This window comes from Curtobacterium sp. 314Chir4.1 (genome assembly GCF_900215175.1).
In the GTDB taxonomy this organism is placed as follows: Bacteria; Actinomycetota; Actinomycetes; order Actinomycetales; family Microbacteriaceae; genus Curtobacterium; species Curtobacterium pusillum_A.
Genome location: NZ_OCMI01000002.1, coordinates 689,979 through 707,754, shown reverse-complemented (window position 1 = coordinate 707,754; position 17,776 = coordinate 689,979). Strand labels below are relative to the sequence as shown.

17 protein-coding genes are annotated in these 17,776 nt (G+C 72.8%); 7 read left to right on the top strand and 10 right to left on the bottom strand.

Annotated features, from left to right (window positions below; translation table 11 throughout):
* Positions 1-34: 34 nt before the first annotated feature.
* The 3 genes from CRP27_RS08295 to CRP27_RS08285 all read right to left on the bottom strand — a co-directional run bounded on the left by CRP27_RS08295 (position 35) and on the right by CRP27_RS08285 (position 4,112).
* On the bottom strand, positions 35-2,164 hold the full coding sequence (locus tag CRP27_RS08295) for a glycosyltransferase family 39 protein (protein WP_255257488.1): 2,130 nt from the start codon (positions 2,162-2,164) through the stop codon (positions 35-37).
* Positions 2,165-2,399: 235 nt separating this feature from the next.
* Positions 2,400-3,212 carry a fructosamine kinase family protein gene (locus CRP27_RS08290; RefSeq protein ID WP_097180183.1) on the bottom strand — a complete coding sequence of 271 codons (813 nt, stop codon included), beginning with the start codon at positions 3,210-3,212 and terminating at the stop codon, positions 2,400-2,402.
* A gap of 51 nt (positions 3,213-3,263) precedes the next feature.
* A complete protein-coding gene (locus tag CRP27_RS08285; RefSeq protein WP_097180182.1) occupies positions 3,264-4,112 on the bottom strand; it encodes a LysR family transcriptional regulator in 849 nt (282 codons plus the stop codon).
* Positions 4,113-4,182: 70 nt separating this feature from the next.
* Between CRP27_RS08285 and CRP27_RS08280 the strand changes: the two genes are divergently transcribed.
* The 4 genes from CRP27_RS08280 (at position 4,183) to CRP27_RS08265 (ending at position 8,541) form a co-directional block, all read left to right on the top strand.
* Entirely contained in the window at positions 4,183-5,088 is a 906-nt protein-coding gene (locus CRP27_RS08280; RefSeq protein ID WP_097180181.1) for a DMT family transporter, read from the top strand.
* 86 nt (positions 5,089-5,174) lie between these two features.
* Positions 5,175-6,743, top strand: a complete 1,569-nt coding sequence (locus tag CRP27_RS08275; RefSeq protein WP_097180180.1) for a long-chain fatty acid--CoA ligase — start codon at positions 5,175-5,177, stop codon at positions 6,741-6,743.
* A 72-nt stretch (positions 6,744-6,815) separates the two neighbouring features.
* Positions 6,816-7,667 carry an N-acetyltransferase gene (locus tag CRP27_RS08270; RefSeq protein ID WP_255257487.1) on the top strand — a complete coding sequence of 284 codons (852 nt, stop codon included), beginning with the start codon at positions 6,816-6,818 and terminating at the stop codon, positions 7,665-7,667.
* Positions 7,668-7,671: 4 nt separating this feature from the next.
* Complete coding sequence (locus CRP27_RS08265; protein ID WP_097180179.1) at positions 7,672-8,541, top strand: UbiA family prenyltransferase; 870 nt, start codon at positions 7,672-7,674, stop codon at positions 8,539-8,541.
* Between the two features lie 58 nt (positions 8,542-8,599).
* On the opposite strand, the gene CRP27_RS08260 is transcribed toward CRP27_RS08265, so the two are convergent.
* The 3 genes from CRP27_RS08260 to CRP27_RS08250 all read right to left on the bottom strand — a co-directional run bounded on the left by CRP27_RS08260 (position 8,600) and on the right by CRP27_RS08250 (position 11,831).
* Complete coding sequence (locus CRP27_RS08260; RefSeq protein ID WP_097180178.1) at positions 8,600-9,751, bottom strand: NAD(P)/FAD-dependent oxidoreductase; 1,152 nt, start codon at positions 9,749-9,751, stop codon at positions 8,600-8,602.
* Positions 9,752-9,954: 203 nt separating this feature from the next.
* A complete protein-coding gene (locus CRP27_RS08255; RefSeq protein WP_176505515.1) occupies positions 9,955-11,166 on the bottom strand; it encodes an acyltransferase in 1,212 nt (403 codons plus the stop codon).
* Between the two features lie 92 nt (positions 11,167-11,258).
* Positions 11,259-11,831: a TetR/AcrR family transcriptional regulator gene (locus tag CRP27_RS08250; RefSeq protein ID WP_097180176.1), complete on the bottom strand. Its 573-nt coding sequence runs from the start codon at positions 11,829-11,831 to the stop codon at positions 11,259-11,261.
* Between the two features lie 95 nt (positions 11,832-11,926).
* Here CRP27_RS08250 and CRP27_RS08245 point away from each other — a divergent pair, with 95 nt between their 5' ends.
* The gene (locus CRP27_RS08245; protein ID WP_097180175.1) at positions 11,927-12,835 is read left to right on the top strand and encodes an SDR family oxidoreductase; all 909 of its coding nucleotides are present in this window, start codon (positions 11,927-11,929) and stop codon (positions 12,833-12,835) included.
* Positions 12,836-13,153: 318 nt separating this feature from the next.
* Here the strand turns inward: CRP27_RS08245 and CRP27_RS08240 are convergent, their stop codons facing one another.
* Genes CRP27_RS08240 through CRP27_RS08230 form a run of 3 tightly spaced genes read right to left on the bottom strand, consistent with a single transcriptional unit; the run spans position 13,154 to position 15,726 of the window.
* Positions 13,154-14,488 carry an NAD(P)/FAD-dependent oxidoreductase gene (locus CRP27_RS08240; protein WP_255257486.1) on the bottom strand — a complete coding sequence of 445 codons (1,335 nt, stop codon included), beginning with the start codon at positions 14,486-14,488 and terminating at the stop codon, positions 13,154-13,156.
* Between the two features lie 58 nt (positions 14,489-14,546).
* A complete protein-coding gene (locus CRP27_RS08235) occupies positions 14,547-15,095 on the bottom strand; it encodes a dihydrofolate reductase family protein (RefSeq protein WP_097180173.1) in 549 nt (182 codons plus the stop codon).
* A gap of 16 nt (positions 15,096-15,111) precedes the next feature.
* On the bottom strand, positions 15,112-15,726 hold the full coding sequence (locus CRP27_RS08230) for a hypothetical protein (RefSeq protein ID WP_097180172.1): 615 nt from the start codon (positions 15,724-15,726) through the stop codon (positions 15,112-15,114).
* 84 nt (positions 15,727-15,810) lie between these two features.
* On the opposite strand from CRP27_RS08230, the gene CRP27_RS08225 reads away from it, so the two are divergent.
* Both CRP27_RS08225 and CRP27_RS08220 read left to right on the top strand, forming a co-directional pair.
* On the top strand, positions 15,811-16,584 hold the full coding sequence (locus CRP27_RS08225) for an alpha/beta fold hydrolase (RefSeq protein ID WP_176505514.1): 774 nt from the start codon (positions 15,811-15,813) through the stop codon (positions 16,582-16,584).
* Complete coding sequence (locus CRP27_RS08220; protein WP_255257485.1) at positions 16,581-17,321, top strand: triacylglycerol lipase; 741 nt, start codon at positions 16,581-16,583, stop codon at positions 17,319-17,321. Before CRP27_RS08225 ends, CRP27_RS08220 begins: the two co-directional genes overlap by 4 nt.
* A 39-nt stretch (positions 17,322-17,360) precedes the next feature.
* On the opposite strand, the gene CRP27_RS08215 is transcribed toward CRP27_RS08220, so the two are convergent.
* A complete protein-coding gene (locus tag CRP27_RS08215) occupies positions 17,361-17,747 on the bottom strand; it encodes a VOC family protein (protein ID WP_255257484.1) in 387 nt (128 codons plus the stop codon).
* Between the last annotated feature and the right edge of the window lie 29 nt (positions 17,748-17,776).

The following is a 17,776-nucleotide window of genomic DNA, read 5'->3' as shown; positions in this document are numbered from 1 at the left end:
TCCCGGAGCCTATCCACCGCGCCCTCGTCGCCGATCACTTCGTGGCGCTCAGGTCGTAGACGGTCTGGCCGCCGACCGTCGTGCTGGCGTAGTTCGCCGCGACCCACTCCTGGATGGCGGAGGCCGTGGACGATCCGCCGCCCATGCCGCCACCGGTCCCCGAGGAGATGTAGTAGCCGATGTCGCCGGCCGCGACCCAGGCCTTGAACTCGGCGAGCGTCGGCGCCGGGTCGCTCGACCAGCCGCCGATCGCCATCACGGCGGTGTCGGTGTCGAGCTCGATCTGGGCCGCCGACTGCGAACCGTTGACCGCGGCGGCCCACTTGGCGTCCGAGGCCTCGAGGAGCTTCTGCAGTGCCGACGAGGTCGTCGATCCCTCGCCGCCCGTGCCGCCTCCGGTGCCGCTCGGCGCACCGCCGGACGTCCCGTCGGCCGATCCGCCGGGCATCTCGCCGGTCATGCCCTCGGGCGGTGTGCCGCCGGGACCCTGCTGGGTGCCGTCCGTGCTGTCGGAGCCGTCCGTCTCGGAACCGGAGGCCGACCCACCGGGTCCCCCCGTGCCTCCAGGCAGACCGCCACCCGCGCCACCACCACCCGTGCCGCCGGAGCTGCTGCCCGCCGGACCGACGCTCGGGATCGACCCGGAGTGCGCGACGGTCGTCGTCGCGAGGGCGTAGGCGGTGGTGCCGGTGAGCCCGAACAGCGTGCCGGCGAGGACACCGACGGTGACGAGCTTGCGGAGCGTCGGCACGCTGCCCATGACGATCACCGCGGCGGACAGCAGCCCGCCGAACAGCATCACCCAGCGCAGCCACGGCATCCAGCTCGGGTTCTCGTTGAGCAGGCACCAGCCCCAGAACGCGGTGATCCCGATCATGGCGGCCAGGCCGAGGCGACCCAGGAACCGCTCGCGTGCGTGCCAGAGGAGCGCGCCTCCGGTGCCGACGAGACCGGCGATCGCGGGGGCGAGCGCGACCGTGTAGTAGGGGTGGATCGTCCCGGACATGTACGAGAAGACGAGCCCCGTGACGAGGAGCCAGCCGCCCCAGAGGACGAGTCCGGCACGAGCTGGATCGGCGAGGTGCCGGCGGCCGACGACGACGAGACCGAGCACCAGCGCGATGAGCGCCGCGGGCAGGAGCCAGGAGATCTCGAGGCCCATCTCCGACGAGAACAGTCGGTTCAGCCCGGTCGAGCCGCCGAACGAGGAGCCCGCGGTGCCGCCGGTCATGCCGCCTCCACCGCCGCCGTTGCCCGACCCGCCGAAGATGCGGCCGAGGCCGTTGTAACCGAACACCAGGTCCAGGACGGTGTTGTTCGTCGACCCGCCGATGTACGGGCGGGACTCCGCCGGCCAGAGCCACACGGCGACGACCCACCACCCGGCGGAGACCACGAGGGAGCCCGCGGCGATGAGCAGGCCGACAACCCGCTTGCCCCAGGTGGTGCGGGCGGCGAACAGGTACACGAGCCCGAACGCCGGCAGGACCAGGAGCCCCTGCAGCATCTTCGTCAGGAACGCGAAGCCGAGGGCGACACCGGCCAGGGCGATCCACTTCCAGCTGCCGCGCGGGAGCGCCCGGACCGTGCAGTACGCGCCCGCGGTCATCAGGAACACGAGCAGCGCGTCCGGGTTGTCGAAGCGGAACATCAACGCCGCCGCCGGGGTCGCCGCGACCACGAACCCCGCGAGCAGCGCACCGACGTTCGCGGTCGTCGCGCCGAGGCGGGCCAGGGTGCGGCGGACCGTACCCCACACCAGGGCGACCGAGCCGACGGCCATGAGCGCCTGAGGGAGCAGGAGGCTGAAGCTCGAGAAGCCGAACAGCCGCGCCGACAGCACCATCACCCAGAGCGAGGCCGGCGGCTTGTCGACCGTGATGAAGTTCGACGAGTCGAGCGAGCCGAAGAAGAACGCCTCCCACGACTTCGTGCCGGCCTGGACGGCTGCGGCGTAGAAGCTGTTGGCGTACCCGGAGACGCTGAGGTCCCAGAGGTACACCACCGCCGTCACGACGAGGAGCGCCCAGAACGCCGGGCGGAGCCAGCGGGCGTCCTCGCGTTCGCCGAGGAAGAGGCGTGCGAGGGGCTTGCGACGCCGATCCCGCGCGTCACTGTGCGCGCGGTCGCGTCGATCGGTCACGGGTATCGGGTACGTGGTCATGCCAGTGAGGATTCCGGGCGTTCCCCGAACGACCCGATGGCGGGGCTTGGCGGTTCCTAAGAGCCGCCGCGCGCGGCTGACCTCGCACCGTGCGAGGTTCGCGGGCGGGCGGCAGCGTGCGAGGTTCGCGGGCGGGCGGCAGTGTGCGAGGTTCCGCGCAGCGTGGGATGCCCCGCGGGTCGCACACTGCGCGGAACCTCGCACCGTGCCGCTGCTGACCTCGCACCGTGCGAGGTCAGGCGTACCGTTGCGCCGCCCGGAGCGCGGCACCCGTGTACGAGCCGCCGAACAGGAACACGTGCAGCAGCAGCGGTGCGAGCTGGTGCAGCTCCACGCGCTCCTGCCAGCCCGGAGCGAGCCGGGACTCGGCGTCGTAGGCGGCGAGGACGGTTTCCAACCGGGGGAGTCCGAAGAGCCCGAGGAGCGCCAGGTCGGTCTCCGCGTGGCCACCGTGCGGGTTGGCATCGATGAGGACCGCGCCGGTGGGTTCGGCGGGGTCGCCCGGCCACAGGACGTTCCCCGCCCACAGGTCGCCGTGCAACCTCGCCGGACGGTCCCCGACGAGCGCCGGCTGCGGCGACCCGAGCGTCCCGTCCTGCACGCGATCGGCAACGCGGTCGAACACCGCCGCCTGCGCGTGGTCGAACCCGCCGCGGTCGACGATCCGGCGGACGAAGTCACGGATGCGGTACTCGGCGAAGAACGCCCCCCAGGTCGCAGGGGCGTCCGCCGCGGTGACGAACGGTGTGCCCGACCGACCCATCCGGAGTGGTCCGTCGTTCGGGAAGCCCGGCGCGGGCGTTCCCCATCCGTCAGCGTCGGCGGCGTGCGTGTGCGCGAGGGAGCGTCCGAAGCGCTCCGCCTGCGCCGAGGTCGGCGAGCCGTTGTCGATCAGTTCCAGTTCGAGCACGGTCGGGGTCGGGCGTCCGAGGACCCGGGCGACCCGGGTGCCGCCAGCGTCCTCGGCAGAGGCCAGCCAGGCCAGACCGGCGGCTTCGGCTGCGGCTTCGTGCGGATCGGTGAAGGTCTTCACGTGCGTCTCGGCCATCAGCCCATCCTGCCGAGCGTCCCTCCGTGCCGGGTCAGAGGGCCGGCGGCGTCAGACTGCGTCGACGAGCGCCCTCGCCAGCGGGTGCCACTCCCGCGACACCGGCCCACTCAGCACCAGCGTCCGTTCGAGTCGCCGGGCCATCGGCACCATGACGAGGTCAGGCGGCAGCATCCCGCGCCCGAGTGTCGGCACGATCGACACGCCCTCGCCGCGTTCGATCATCCCGAACATGGTGTTCATCTCCCGCACGCGGTGCGCCCACCGGAACGGCTGCCCTTCGAGCTCGTGCAACCGTTGGATCTGCCGTTCGCAGCCGCCCCCGCCCGCGACGAGGCCGTCCTCGTGCAGGTCGTCGAGGGTCAGCGCCGGCAGGTCTGCGAGCGGGTGGTCCCGGCGGACGACCGCGGCCATCTCGTCCTGCGCGACGACGACCCCGCCGTCCGGCACCGGCGAGGGGTCGACCAGCACGGCGGCGTCGACCGTGCCGGCCTCCAGCCACTCGGGCATCTCGTCGTCGTCGCCCTCGTAGACCTGCACGTCCACGTCGGGCAGGGTGACCGCCCAGAGCTCGCGGAGCCGCGGCAGCAGGCCCTGGCAGACGGTGGGGACGGCGGCGAGGCGCACGGTGCCGCGCGCCGTGGCGGGCCGGACCACTGCCTCCAGGGCGTCGACCGAGGCGAGCACACTGCGGGCGTGCGCCAGCAGGCGGTCCCCGAGCGAGGTCGGGACCGCGGCGGCGCCGCGGCGGACCACCGGGCCGCCGACCTCGCGTTCGAGTCCGGCGACGGCGTGGGACACGGCGGACTGGCCGACGCCGAGGGCGAGGGCGGCGCTGGTGAAGGAGCCCGCGTCGACGGTCGCGACGAACGCGCGGAGCTGCGGCACCGAAACGGGCATGCGTCTTCCTCATCTGATCATGAGCGGCATGCGTTTGCCGCATGCGCCGAGGATGTCGACACTAGGCCACATGAACGCGGTCCTCTACCTCCTCGTGGCACTGACCTGGGGCTCGAGCTTCCTCTTCGCGAAGATCGGTCTCGACGGGCTCGCCCCGCAGCAGGTCGCCACGGTGCGCACGGTCCTCGGCGCCCTCACGCTCGTCGCGGTCCTGCTCGCGACCCGACGCCGCTGGCCCCGCGAACCGCGTGTGTGGGGGCACCTGCTCGTCGTCTCGGTGTTCCTCAACGCCGTGCCGTCGTCGCTCATGGCGTGGGCCGAGCAGACGGTGCCGTCCGGTCTCGCGAGCATCTACAACGCGACGACGCCGATCATGACGATGGCGGCGCTCGCCGTGCTCGTGCCGTCCGAGAAGCTCCGCGGGCGGCAGGTCCTCGGGATCGTGCTCGGCATCGTCGGGGTGCTCGTGCTGGTCGGGCCGTGGAGCGTCGTCGGTGACCCGGCGGTGCTGGCGAGCGTCCCGGGTCAGGTCGCGCTGCTCGGGATGACCGCCTGCTACGGCATCGGGCTCGCGTACCTCCGGCGGGTCGCGGTCGGCAGTTCGTACGACCCGGTCACGCTCGCGACGGTCCAGCTGACGCTGGCCTCCGGACTCCTCCTGCTGGTCGCGCCCGTCATCGCCACCGGCCCGGTGCAGCTGGACTGGAGGATCGTGGCCGCGATGGCAGCCCTGGGTTGCGTCGGCACGGGGCTGGCCTACGCGTGGAACACGCGACTGGTGCAGGCGTGGGGAGCGGGCCGTGCCTCGACGGTCACCTACCTGACGCCGGTCGTCGGGGTGGTGCTCGGCGTGCTGGTCCTCGGCGAGCACGTGCGGTGGAACGAGCCGGTCGGAGGACTCGTGGTGCTGCTCGGCATCGCCCTGGCCTCGGGTGTGGTGGGCCGGCGGCGTCTGGGCGTGCGAGCTCCCGCCTGAACGGGGGCCGGATCCGGAAGCGGCCCCGGCCGTAGGATCGGCCGAGAAGTCGTCCACGGAGTCGTCGACGGAGACGGAGACCGGTCATGACCGCCACCCACCACACCAGCGCCACCGCCTCGGTCGCGGCGATCCTCGCCGAGTCCGCAGCGCGGTACCCGGAGGACGTCGCCGTCATCGTCGGCGACCGGCGCACCACCTACGCCGAGCTCTGGAGCCAGACGCTCGCGTACGCCGGTGCGCTGCGGGTCCGCGGTGTGGGGCCGGGAGACCGTGTGGCGATGCTCGTGCCGAACGTCGAGGACTTCCCGCGGGTCTACTACGCGACGCTCGCACTCGGCGCCGTCGCGGTGCCGGTGCACGCGCTGCTCAAGCGCCGCGAGATCGAGTACGTCCTGCGCGACAGCGGCGCCTCGCTGCTCGTCTGCGCCGCACCGCTGCTCGGCGAGGGCGAGGCCGGTGCCGAGCTCGCCGACGTCGACGTGGTGACGGTGCTCGCACCGGCAGGGTCCCCGGACCGGCTCGAAGCGCTCGCGGAGCAGGCGGAACCGCTCGACACCTACGTCCCCCGGCACCCGTTCGACACCGCCACGATCCTGTACACGAGCGGCACCACCGGCAAGCCCAAGGGGGCGGAAGGGTCGCACTTCTCGCTGCTCGAACAGGTCAACACGAACCTGATGACGACGTTCGACATGCACCGCGGGGACGTCCTGCTCGGCGCCCTGCCGCTGTTCCACACCTTCGGGCAGACCTGCACGATGAACACCGGCTTCCGAGTCGGCGCGACCATCGTCATGCTGCCGAAGTTCGACGGGGACTCGGCGCTCGCCGCGATGGTCGAGCACGGCTGCGGAGTCTTCATGGGCGTCCCGACGATGTACATGGCGCTCCTCGACGCCGCGACGCGTTCCGACGCCCGACCGTCCCTGCGCTACGCAATCTCCGGCGGTGCCTCGCTGCCCCTGGCCGTGCTCGAGCGGTTCCAGCAGGTGTACGACGCGCCGATCCACGAGGGCTACGGCCTCACCGAGACCTCGCCCGTCGCGACCTTCAACCACGTCGGACGGCCGCCACGCCCCGGCACGATCGGTACACCGGTGTGGGGCATCGACGTCGAGATCGCCGACCCGGAGCAGCACGACGCGATCGTGATGCTGCCCCACGGCGAGATCGGCGAGCTCGTGATCCGCGGGCACAACCTCATGAACGGGTACCTCGACCGTCCCGAGGACACCGCGGCGGCGATCGTCGACGGCTGGTTCCGGACTGGTGACCTCGGCACGAAGGACGACGACGGGTACCTGACGATCGTCGACCGGACCAAGGACATGATCATCCGCAACGGCTACAACGTGTACCCGCGGCAGGTCGAGGAGGTCCTCGCAGCCCACCCGGACGTGGCGATGGCCGCGGTGTTCGGGGTGCCGCACGAGGTGCACGGCCAGGAGGTCGAGGCAGCCGTGGTCCTGCGTGCCGAGGCTGCGGTCACCCCGCAGGAGCTGATCGACTTCGTGGCCGCGGAGATCGCCGCCTACAAGTACCCGCGCGCCGTGCACGTGCTCGACGCGTTGCCGTTGGGCCCGAGCGGGAAGGTGCTCAAGCGCGAGCTGGTCGACCGGTTCGGTGCGCGCGAGGTGCCGGCGGCCGGCTGACGTGGCGATGGGCACCGTGGTGCGGTCACCCTCGCCGGCCGGACTCGATCGTGTCGTGAACGCGCTGCGGTCGTGGCAGCGCGACGATGCGCTCGTGCAGCTCCACCCGGCGACCTCGGCTGGGCATGGCGTCACGGGCCGGACGCGGTCGCGCGTGCGGTCCGCACCTGGGAGGACGACGGGCGGATCGTCGCCATCGGCTTCCTCGACGGGCCGGCCACGCTCCGCATGACGGTGGCGCCGGAGCGCTGGACGGACCCGGGCCTCGCGCGCGTCCTGGTGGCCGACGTCTCCGACCCGGGCGCCGGCGTGCTCCCGAGCGGCCCCGCTTCGATCGAGGTACCGGACGGCACCGCGGTGCGGGAAGCGCTGCACGCTGCCGGATGGGGAGCCGGCGAGGCGTGGTCGCCGTTGTCCCTCGACCTGTCCGAACCGGTCGGAGCACACGGATCGGCGCTGCACGTCGAGGTCGTGCATGGCACGGACACGTCCGAGTTCACCGCGGTGCACCGATCGGCCTGGGACAACGGGTCGTTCAGCGACCAGCTCTGGGGCGCGATGTCCGCCGGTGCGCCGTTCGCCGAGGCCAGCTGCTTGCTCGGCAGGGACGACGCGCAGGTCCCGGTCGCCGGGATCACCGTCTGGTCGGCGGGCCCCGGCCGTCCCGGACTCATCGAGCCGCTCGGCGTCCACGCCGACCACCGTCGTGCCGGACACGGGACCGCGATCTGCGCCGCTGCCGCGGCACTGCTCCGCGAGATGGGAGCGTCGATCGCGTGGGTCTGCACCCCGAGCGGCCTCGACAGCGCCGTCGCGACCTACCGGTCTGCCGGCTTCGCGGCGCTCCCGGAACGGCTCGACTGCGTCCGGGAGCGGCGACGACCGCTGCGCAGGCGCCCGCGCAGTACCCCGTCCGTACGCTGACCGTGTGACCCCGAGCCGCCGACCCTCGACCGCACGCCTGCTGTTCGCGTCGTCCCACCCTGGTCCGACCGTGACGGTGACCGTGCTCGCCGCGGTGATCGCCGCCGCAGTCGGACACCCGGCGTGGCTGGTCGTCCTCGTGGCGCTCACCGTGGTCGCCGGACAGCTGTCGATCGGGCTGGCGAACGACTGGATCGACGCCGATCGCGACCGGTCGGTGGGCCGGTCGGACAAGCCCGTGGCCCAGGGCCTGATCGCGGTCGGCACGGTCCGGACCGCGGCGTTCGTCGCCGCCGGCGTCGCGGTCGTGCTCTCGGTGTTCCTCGGACCGGTCGCTGCCGTCGCGCACCTCGTCCTCGTCGCCGCGGGGTGGGCCTACGACGCCGGCCTGAAGCGGACGGTGTGGTCGGTCGTGCCGTTCGTGGTCGCGTTCGGGCTGCTCCCGGTCGTGGCGGTGTCGGCCGGGCCGGACGGCGACTGGCCGGCGTGGTGGGCGATCGCGACGGGAGCCGTGTTCGGCGTCGCGATCCACTGCACGAACGTCCTGCCGGACCTCGTCGACGACGCGGCCACCGGGGTCCGCGGGTTCCCGCACCGGCTGGGGCTCCGTGGCGCCGGGGTCACGGCGTTCGGAGCGCTCGTCGTCGCCGCGCTGCTCGTGCTCGGCGGGCAGGTGTCCGGGACGGACCCGGTGCGTGGTGTCGGGGTGGCCCTGGCGGCGCTCGGGACGGTCGTGGTGGTCGTGCTCGCGGCGGCGGGGGTCCGGCTCGTGGTGCGGGGCCTGGCGTCGCGGACGCTGTTCCGGCTGGTGATCGCCTCGTCGCTCGTCCTGGTCGTCGAGCTCGGCCTCGCCGGCGCCCGCCTGGTGGGGTGACCGCGCGAGCAACGTCAGCGAGCAGCGCGGGCCGAACGGCACCGCACACCGCGACCCGTCACGCCCAGCGCATCGCGTAGACCCCGGCCAGCCCGTCCGCGGTCGGGAGGGACAGGACCGTCCGGAGCAGTGCCTCCCGGCCGATCGTCCCCAACCCGCCCAGCGGACGGCCGAGGGCCATGTTGACCTCCGCCTGCCGCGCGGCCCGGCGGGCCACCGCCTGGCGTCGTCGGGCGTGGTCCGGCCACGGGCCGGGCGCGCCGGACGCGACCGCCCGGGCGAGCAGCGGCGCGAGCTCGGCGGCGTCGAGCCAACCGAGGTTCATGCCCTGCCCGCCGATCGGGCTGATCTCGTGCGCGGCGTCGCCGGCGAGGACCACGCGGCCGACCCCGACGCGGACCGCCTCGCGTCGCCGGACCCGGAACCCGCTGAGCATCGTGCAGCTCGCACCGTCCGGCGCCGTGCCGGTGCGCTCGGCGACGATCGAGGCGAGCCGCGGCGCGTCCACCCCGGATCCGTCGGGGACGAGGACGACGTAGCGGCGGCGGCCTCCCGGCAGGGGGAAGGACTCGACGACCCCGGCGGGTCCGACGTCGACGATCGCTGCGGACCGGGCGGCGGCGCCCTCGACGTCGGCGAAGTCGCCCATCACGTAGTGGTCCGGGTAGTCCCGTCCACGCGTCGTGATGCCGAGCAGACCGCGGGTGGCGCTCCGGGCACCGTCCGCTCCGATGACGAACGACGCCCGCACGGCCACGCTGCCGCCGTCCGGTCCGGTGCCGGTCGCGTCGACGTGGTCCGGGTGCCGCTCGAGTCCGGTGAGGGTCGTGGCGACCCGCAGTGCTCCGGGCGCGAGGTCCGCGAGGCGGTCGCGCAGCAGGCACTCGGTGCGGTGCTGGTCGAGCGTGACGACGTACGGGTGCGTGGCCGAGACCCGGTCGAAGGTCAGGGTGCCGAGGTCGCGTCCCCGGCTCCTGGCGACGCCGGCGCGGACCCGGGTGGCCTCGGCGAGCACCGGTCCGTCGAGGTCGATCGCGGCGAACGCGTCGAGGGACGGCGGGTGGATGCCGATCGCGCGGGATCCGGTCGGATCGGCCGTGCGACGTTCCCAGACGGCGACGTGGACGCCCCGCGCCGCCAGGAGCGCCGCGGCGAAGAGGCCGACGGGGCCGCCGCCGACGACGAGGACGTCGACGCGCTCCGTGGTCACGAGCCGAGCCTACGGACGGCGGCACGCTGGCCGCCCAGGCGCCGCCGCGGGCACGAGACATCGTGCGATCACCGAGACACCGCCGGATCCGGCGGTGTCTCGCGCGCGGCGCGGCGTCTCGCGCGCGGCGAGGACGTTCGAACAGCCGGACTGGAGGCGCGGGGCGGGCCCGACCCGTGCCTCCGGTCCGGGACGTGGTCCGGTCAGCCGGTCGCGTCCGCCGTGTCGCGCGCGGACCGGTCCGCGGCGACCAGGCGTCGCGCCTCGCGGAAGCGCTTCCGCGCCTTCTCGACCGGCACCTCGACCGCGTAGGCAGCACCGACGGCCACGAGGAGCGCGGCGCCGACGAGCCACACCTTTCCCCAGGCGCCGATCGCGAACGTGCCGAGCAGCGCGATCACGAGCGGGTGCCAGAGGTACGCCGAGTACGACACGCGTCGGCCGAACCAGGAGATCGGCTGCCACGCGAGCGCTGCCGACAGCGGGGACCGCACGGATACCAGGCCGCCGATGAGCAGCGCGGAGATGAGTCCGGTCACCGGCAGCACCACGCCGAACGACCACGCGTGCTGCGTCCAGTCGTCGTCGATCCAGAACTGCACGCCGGCGAGCAACCCGATGCCGACCCAGGTGCCGACGTGTCCGGCGATCCCGGACGCCCAGGTCCGGATGCGTTCGTCGTCGAGCAGCAGCGCGAGCAGGCACCCGGTCGCCAGTGGCACGACGCCCAGCACGGGGGAGAAGTACACGTCCGGTGTCGCGCCGGCGTTCGGGGTCCGGTAGCTCAGCCACGACGCGGCAGCCGCTCCGACGATGACCACGCCGAGGCCCGTCATCAGCCAGAGGCGGCGGGAACGGAGGGCGAACAGCAGCACGAGGACGGGCGGCCAGACGAGGTAGAACTGCTCCTCCATGGACAGGCTCCACGTGTGCGCGAACACGCCCTGCGTGGTGTCCCAGTACGAGCGGAAGAGGTTGCCGGTGTAGCTCAGCGCGATGAACGCGGCCTCACCGGGGGAGAACGAGGCGCCCTTGTAGTCGCCGACCCAGTTCCACAGGGCGAGCCCCACGACGACGAGTGCGAGCAGCGCGGGGTAGAGGCGCAGGAGTCGCTTCGTCCAGAACGAGCCGAGTCGGATGCGGCCGGTGCGACGCCGCTCGCCGAGCAGCAGGGTCGTGATGAGGAACCCGGAGAGGACGAAGAACACCGTCACGCCGATGAAGCCGCCCTCGAACTGCGGCACGTGCAGGTGGTACAGGATCACGATCAGGATCGCCACCGTGCGCAGGCCGTCGAGCGCCGGGGCCCGGTGGGTCAGCGGCGGCGGGGGCGTCGGTCGTGCGGCCCTGCCGTCGGTGTCGGCCGGTGCGGATGTGGTACGGGTCCGCTCCGGCGTGAGCGTGGTGGTCGCCACGGACGCCTCCTGCGAGATGGGGTTGCGGGGGTCACCGACCGTCGGGTCGTGACCGTTTCGTTACAGGATGCTCGCGGAACGTAAGAGCGGTCTCAACGACCGGGGTGCACGAGGCTCGTCAGGGCGTCGAGCCGTTCGCGGGCGATCTCGGCGAACGGCCGGTCCTCGTCGTCGGCGATCCACTGGGCGAACGACAGGTGGAACACGGTGACGGCGGTCTCGGCGGCGATCGTCGCAGCCGGCTCGGGCACGCCGCGGTCGCGCAGGACCTCGCCCAGGCGGACCTTCAGGGTCGCGAGCTTGCCGAGCTCCCGCTCGCCGAGCGCCGGGTTGCCGTCGATGATGCCCTGGCGGGTGCGGGACCACGGACGGCGTTCCTCTGGGAAGAACGCAGCCGCGGCCTCGAGCGCGCGACGGACGAGGTCGAACGGCGGTGCGTCGGCCGGTGCTGCCTCGATCGGGGTGGTGAACATGCCGAGGAAGTCGTCCTGTCCGGCGAACAGGACCTCGCGCTTGTCGGCGAAGTGCCGGAAGAAGGTGCGCTCGGTGACCTCGGCGGCGGCGGCGATACCGGCGACGGTCGTCTGGTCGTAGCCCTGCTCCGCGAACAGCTGCAGCGCGGTCGTCTGCAGACGTTCACGGGTTCCGGGTTGCCATCGGGCCATGTGCGCAGTCTACTGATGACAGCGGCTGACATCGAGTGCTACGGTGATGTCAGTTCATGACATCACCGCCGTGGACACCTGTGAAGGGAAGACACATGCACGTGTTCGTCACCGGAGCCTCCGGCTGGATCGGCTCCCACACCGTCGACGACCTCCTCGCCGCCGGACACGCCGTCACCGGCCTCGCACGCTCCGACGCCTCCGCCGCAGCGCTCGAAGCGAAGGGCGTCGCCGTCCTCCGGGGCGACCTCGACGACCTCGACGCCATCCGCCGCGGGGCCTCCGGGTCCGAGGGCGTCCTGCACCTCGCGAACAAGCACGACTGGGCGAACGCCGCCGCCACGAACGCCAGCGAGCGTGCCGCGGTCGAGACGATCGGCGAGGCACTCGTCGGCACCGACCGCCCGTTCGTCGTCGCCTCGGGCGTCGCCGGACTCGCACAGGGTCGCCCCTCGACCGAGTCCGACCCCAACCCGTTCGTCGGGCCGGAGAGCATGCGCGGCGGTAGCGAGAACCGCGGCTTCGACTTCGTCGACCAGGGCGTCCGGACCATCGCCGCCCGCTTCAGCCCGACCACGCACGGCACGGGCGACCACGGCTTCATCGCCGCGATCGTCGGCGCCGCGCAGCGCAGCGGCGTGTCCGGCTACATCGGCGAGGGCACGAACAGCTGGGCCGCCGTGCACGTCACCGACGCGGCGCGACTCGTCCGGCTCGGCCTCGACCAGGCGCCCGCCGGCACGAAGCTGCACGCCGTCGCCGAGACCGCGATCACGACCCGGGCGATCGCCGAGGCCATCGGCGAGGGACTCGGGCTCCCCGTCACCTCGGTCGACCCGGCCGACGCGGTGTCCCACTTCGGGTTCATCGGGCAGTTCTTCGGCATGGAGATGTCCGCGACCTCGGACGAGACGCGGAAGCTCCTCGGCTGGGAGCCCACCGGTCCGGGGCTGCTCGAGGACATCGCCGCCGGCGCCTACTTCGAGGTGACCGCGCGGCGCTGACCCGACCGACCCGGAACGACAGCACCGATGTCGTACGACATCGGTGTTGTCGTTCGTTGCGCGCACGGGATGCCGCGCGGCGCGCGGAGCGACGAAGGCGCTGTCGCACGACGTCGACGTTGTCGCATCGGGTCGGTCCGCGCGCGGCGCCAGCCCCACGCAACCACCGACCGGCCTGGAGGCGCGTGGCGGCCCTGCCCCGCGCCTCCAGGCCGTCGCCGGTCGGCACCACCGCATCCAGCGAGCAGAAATGGTCGGGTCCCGTCTCCGGACCCGACCACTTCTGCTCACTGAACGGGCGACCGCGCGCCGGGCGGACTACTCCGCCTTCTGCATCTGCCACGGCTCGGGCTCGCGGTCGCCGTTCGGCCGCACGGGCCGGACGTCGCCGACGATCGGGATCGCCCGCTTCCGCATGAACCACAGGTAGCGCACGAAGAAGTGCGACAGCGTCGACAGCCGGTTGCCGTTGCCGAGCAGCGACGCGATGTGCACCGCGACCCAGGCCGCCCACGCGACCGGCCCGACCATCGTGATGCCCCCGCGGAGCTGGGCGACCGCGGCGTTCGTGCCGATTGTCGCCATCGTGCCCTTGTCGAAGTACTTGAAGTGCTCGGTCGGCTTGCCCTCGAGCAGACGCTTGATCTGCCGTGCGGAGTGCCGTCCACCCTGCAGCGCCGGCTGGGCGAGCTGGGCGAGCGCGTCGTCCTGCGCGGCGATGTCGCCGGCCGAGAAGATGCGCTCGACGCCCTTCACGCTGAGGTCGTCGTTCACCTGGATGCGTCCGCCGTGGGTCTGCGGCATGCCCCAGCCGGAGACCTCCTTGTGCGCGGCCACACCGGTCGCCCAGATGACCTGCGAGGCCGGGATGAACTCGCCCGCGGCCGTCATCACGCCGTCCGGCTTCACCTCGGAGACGCCGGTGTTGAGCCGCAGCACCACCCCGCGCTTGCGGAGCACCTTGGCCGCGTAGCGACGCAGACGCGGAGCGAACGGCTTCAGGAGTTCGCCGCTGCGGTGCACAAGGGTGATCGAGATGTTGCCCCGCTCGATCTCCGGGTACGCGCCGACGAGGGCCTGGTCGCGGAGTTCGGCGAGCGCACCGGCCATCTCCACGCCGGTCGCGCCACCGCCGACGATGACGATCTTGATCTCGTCGGGGCCCTGGTTGGCGGCGGCCTCCTCGAGGCGGGTGAACAGCTCGTCGCGGATGCGGAGCGCCTGCGAGCGGGAGTACATCGAGTACGCGTACTCGTACGCCCCCGGGGTGCCGAAGTAGCTCGTGTTCACGCCGTTGGCGAGGATCAGCCAGTCGTAGTGCAGGTGCTCGCCGTCGGACATCTCGGCGACCCGCTCGACCGGGTCGATGCCGGTGAGCAGGCCGTGCCGGAACTCAGCGTTGCTCTGCTTCGCGCGGAGGCTCCGGAGGAAGTACGTCACGTCGCCGGCGTTCAGCCCGCCCGTCGCCACCTGGTACATGAGCGGCTGGAACATGTTGTAGACGTGGCGGTCGACCAGGGTCACCCGCACCGGTGCGTCGGCGAGCTCGCGCATGGCGGCGACACCGGCGAATCCACCGCCGACGATGACGACGTGCGGGCGGGTGTCCTGGGGCATGCTGACTCCGGCTTCCTCGGATGGTGAGATGGTCACCACCGAGGGTACGCGCGGTTCCGCGGGCTGTTTGACCTGGAGGCGCGGCTGACGCCCGTCAGACGTCGAGCCTCGCGTAGGTGCTCACGACGTTCCCCTTGCTCGTCACGGTGCTGTCGACCAGGCGCAGGCGCGTGGGTGGGTCGGTCGGTTCGAAGAGCTTGCGGCCCGACCCGGCGATCGCCGGGTGCACCATGAGCTGCAGCTCGTCGAGGACCCCCGCGAAGAGCAGGCTGCGGACGAGCGTGACGCTGCCGCACACCGCGATGTCGGCGCCGTCCTGCTGCTGCAGCCCGCGGACGAACTCCGGGACGTCGCCCGTGATCCGGGTGCTGTTCTCCCACGCCAGGTCGTCGCCGAGCGTGGTCGAGGCCACGTGCTTCTCGATCGGGTTGATCCACTGGCCGAAGGGGTCGTCTGCGTGGGCGGGCCACCACTCGGCCCACTCCAGGTAGCTGTTCCTCCCGAGCAGGACGGTGTCGGTGCGGGCCATGAACGCGCCCATCCCCGCCCCGAGCTCGTCGTCGAAGCTGTCGTACTGGAACTTGTACGGCTCGTCCACGACGGTGTCGACGGAGGTGAACAGGCCTGCGGTGACCTTGCGCATGCTCGGAGCGTAGCGCTCAGCTGTTCGAAGCGGAACCGCTCGTGTCCGAACCGGCACCGGCACCGGTACCCGTGCCCGAGCCCGAACCCGTGCCGGTCCCGCCCTGCGTGCCGCTGCCCGGGAACCGTCCGGTGCCGCCGCCGGGGAACTGGTTCGTCCCGCCGTTCGTGCCCGGTACCTGCGTGGTCGACGTGCTCGTGTGCGCGCCGATCGCGTGTCCGACGGCGAACCCGATGCCGCCGCCGACCAGGAGCGCCGCGATCCCGACGGCCACCGCGACCACGGGCCAGAACCACGGGGGCTTCGGTCCGCGCTTCCTCTGCGTCGTGCCCGCCGAGCCGTACCACGGCGTCGTGCCGGCCGGGGCCGCTGCGTTCCACGTTCCGGCGTGCGCGGACTGCTGGAAGTACGGGTTCTGCTGCGCGTACGGGTTCTGCGCACCCCACGGGTCAGCGGAGGCGGGGGCCGAGGCGTCGAGCGTCGCGGTCGGGGTCGGCGTCGGAGCCGCTCCCCACTCGGCCGGGCTGGGCGCGTGCGTGGGAGCCGGCCCGGCGGACGGGGTCGGCGTCATGGTGGGGTCCACGGACGTGTCGCCGCGGTCCGCGGGGCTCGTGGAGGATGTGTCGGTCATGGGGACGAGTGCACACCGCCTCCCTATGAGCCGACGATGGCGACGCTGACGCCGCACTGTGGAGTGCCGCGTACGGTCGACGTCGTGCGCGCGAAGGTCGAGACGGTCGAGGTCGGGGGACTCCGGGTGCGCCTCCACACCCTCGCTCCCGCGGGACGCGTGCGGGACTCCCTCGCCCCGACGGTCGTCCTCGTGCACGGGATCGGCATGTCGCACCGCTCGTTCCACCGGTCGCAGGTGGCCCTCGCCGCCGAGCACCGCACGGTGAGCGTCGACCTCCCCGGCTTCGGCGGGGTCCCCGGCGCCGGACGACGGCTGTCCATCGAGGAGCTCGGCGACCTCGTCGTCCGGGCGGTGCGGTCCGCCGGTACCGGCGAACTGGTCCTCGCCGGGCAGTCGATGGGCACCCAGGTCGTCGCCGAGGCCGCGCGGCTCCACCCCGAGATCGTCCGCTCGGTCGTCCTCATCAGCCCCGTGATCGTGCCGGAGCGGCGGTCGGCTGTCCTGCAGGCGGTCGACCTCGCGCGGGACTCGTTCGTCGAGGGGGTCCGGATGAACACCGTCCTCACGACCGACTACCTCCGGAGCGTGCCGCAGTACCTCCGTGAACTCCGGCCCATGCTCCGGCACCGCCTCGAGGACACCGTCCCGCGGCTCACCCAGCCCGTGCTCGTCGTCCGCGGCACCCAGGACCCGATCGCCCGCGAGGACTGGTCCGGGCGGGTGGCGTCGTCCGCGCAGCGGGGCGTCCTCGTCGAGTTGCCGGGGCCGCACCACGTGCAGGAGCGCCAGCCGGTCGCCTTCGCCCGGCTCGTCGACGAGTTCCAGCGGGTGCGGACGCTCGAGGGCCTGCGATGACCGACCCGACCACGCCCGGAGGCGGGCCGACGGACGCGGGCCGAGTCGCGCCTCCAGTCCGCCTGCCGTTGCTGCGCCGGGCCGGATGGGCCGCACTCGACTGGTGGTACGCGATCCGGTGGCAGGTCCGGAGCCTCGGACCGACCACCGCCGACGACTACCGGGACGGCGACGGCCAGCCGGTCGTCGTCGTGCCGGGGGTCTACGAGACCTGGCACTTCATGCGCCCGCTCATGGACGCCCTGCACGACCGCGGTCACCCGGTGCACGTGCTGCCGGTGTTGCGGCACAACGTCCGGCCCGTGCCGCAGTCGGCGCGGGAGGTCCTGGCGACCCTCGAGGAACTCGACCTGCACGGCGTGCTGCTCGTGACGCACAGCAAGGGCGGCCTCATCGGGAAGTACGCGATGACCCACGACGACGACAGGCGCATCGACCGGATGGTCGCGGTTTCGACGCCGTTCGGCGGCTCCGGGTGGGCACGGCTCGCCCCCGTGCCACACCTCCGGGCGTTCCGGGCGGCGGACCCGGTGCTCGCCGCGCTCGGACGGGAACTCGAGGTGAACACGAGGATCACGTCGGTGTACGGGGTGTTCGACACGCTCATCCCGGAGGGCAGCGAGCTCGCCGGAGCAACCAACGTGCGGCTGCCCGTCGGCGGGCACTTCCGGATCCTCGGTGACCCGCGGACGCGGACCGAGGTGCTCGCCGCGACCGACCCGGCGCGCTCGGCCTGACCTCGGGTGCGTCGGCTGCTCCCGTTCGCCGGCGGGTCGTCAGGCGCCCGGCAGGAACAGGCAGAACGGGTGTCCGTCGGGGTCGAGCAGCACGCGCACGTCCTCCTGGGGCTGGTACTCCGCCTGGCGGGCACCGAGCCGTTCGGCGCGGGCGACCGCCGCGGGCAGGTCCTCGACCTGGAAGTCGAGGTGCAGCTGCATTCCTGGGGCGTCCTCGGTGCCGGGCCAGGTCGGTGCCACGTAGGCGGGTTCGTACTGCACGGAGAGGCCGGGCCCGTCCGCCGGTCGGATGCGCGCCCAGGTCGGGTCGTCCTCGTGGACGCTCCAGCCCGTCAGCGCGCCGTAGAACCGGGCGAGCGCGAGTGGCTCGGGTGACTGCAGGACGGTGGCGGCGAGCGTCGGCATCGACGGGTCAGCGGCGGTCATGCGCGGGATCGTACGCCGAGCCCGTCGTG

Coding starts and splice junctions, on each gene's coding strand:
- CRP27_RS08295 (WP_255257488.1), bottom strand. CDS start 2,164: ATGACCACGTACCCGATACCCGTGACCGATCGACGCGACCGCGCGCAC.
- CRP27_RS08290 (WP_097180183.1), bottom strand. CDS start 3,212: ATGGCCGAGACGCACGTGAAGACCTTCACCGATCCGCACGAAGCCGCA.
- CRP27_RS08285 (WP_097180182.1), bottom strand. CDS start 4,112: ATGCCCGTTTCGGTGCCGCAGCTCCGCGCGTTCGTCGCGACCGTCGAC.
- CRP27_RS08280 (WP_097180181.1), top strand. CDS start 4,183: ATGAACGCGGTCCTCTACCTCCTCGTGGCACTGACCTGGGGCTCGAGC.
- CRP27_RS08275 (WP_097180180.1), top strand. CDS start 5,175: ATGACCGCCACCCACCACACCAGCGCCACCGCCTCGGTCGCGGCGATC.
- CRP27_RS08250 (WP_097180176.1), bottom strand. CDS start 11,831: ATGGCCCGATGGCAACCCGGAACCCGTGAACGTCTGCAGACGACCGCG.
- CRP27_RS08245 (WP_097180175.1), top strand. CDS start 11,927: ATGCACGTGTTCGTCACCGGAGCCTCCGGCTGGATCGGCTCCCACACC.
- CRP27_RS08235 (WP_097180173.1), bottom strand. CDS start 15,095: ATGCGCAAGGTCACCGCAGGCCTGTTCACCTCCGTCGACACCGTCGTG.
- CRP27_RS08230 (WP_097180172.1), bottom strand. CDS start 15,726: ATGACCGACACATCCTCCACGAGCCCCGCGGACCGCGGCGACACGTCC.
- CRP27_RS08220 (WP_255257485.1), top strand. CDS start 16,581: ATGACCGACCCGACCACGCCCGGAGGCGGGCCGACGGACGCGGGCCGA.
- CRP27_RS08215 (WP_255257484.1), bottom strand. CDS start 17,747: ATGACCGCCGCTGACCCGTCGATGCCGACGCTCGCCGCCACCGTCCTG.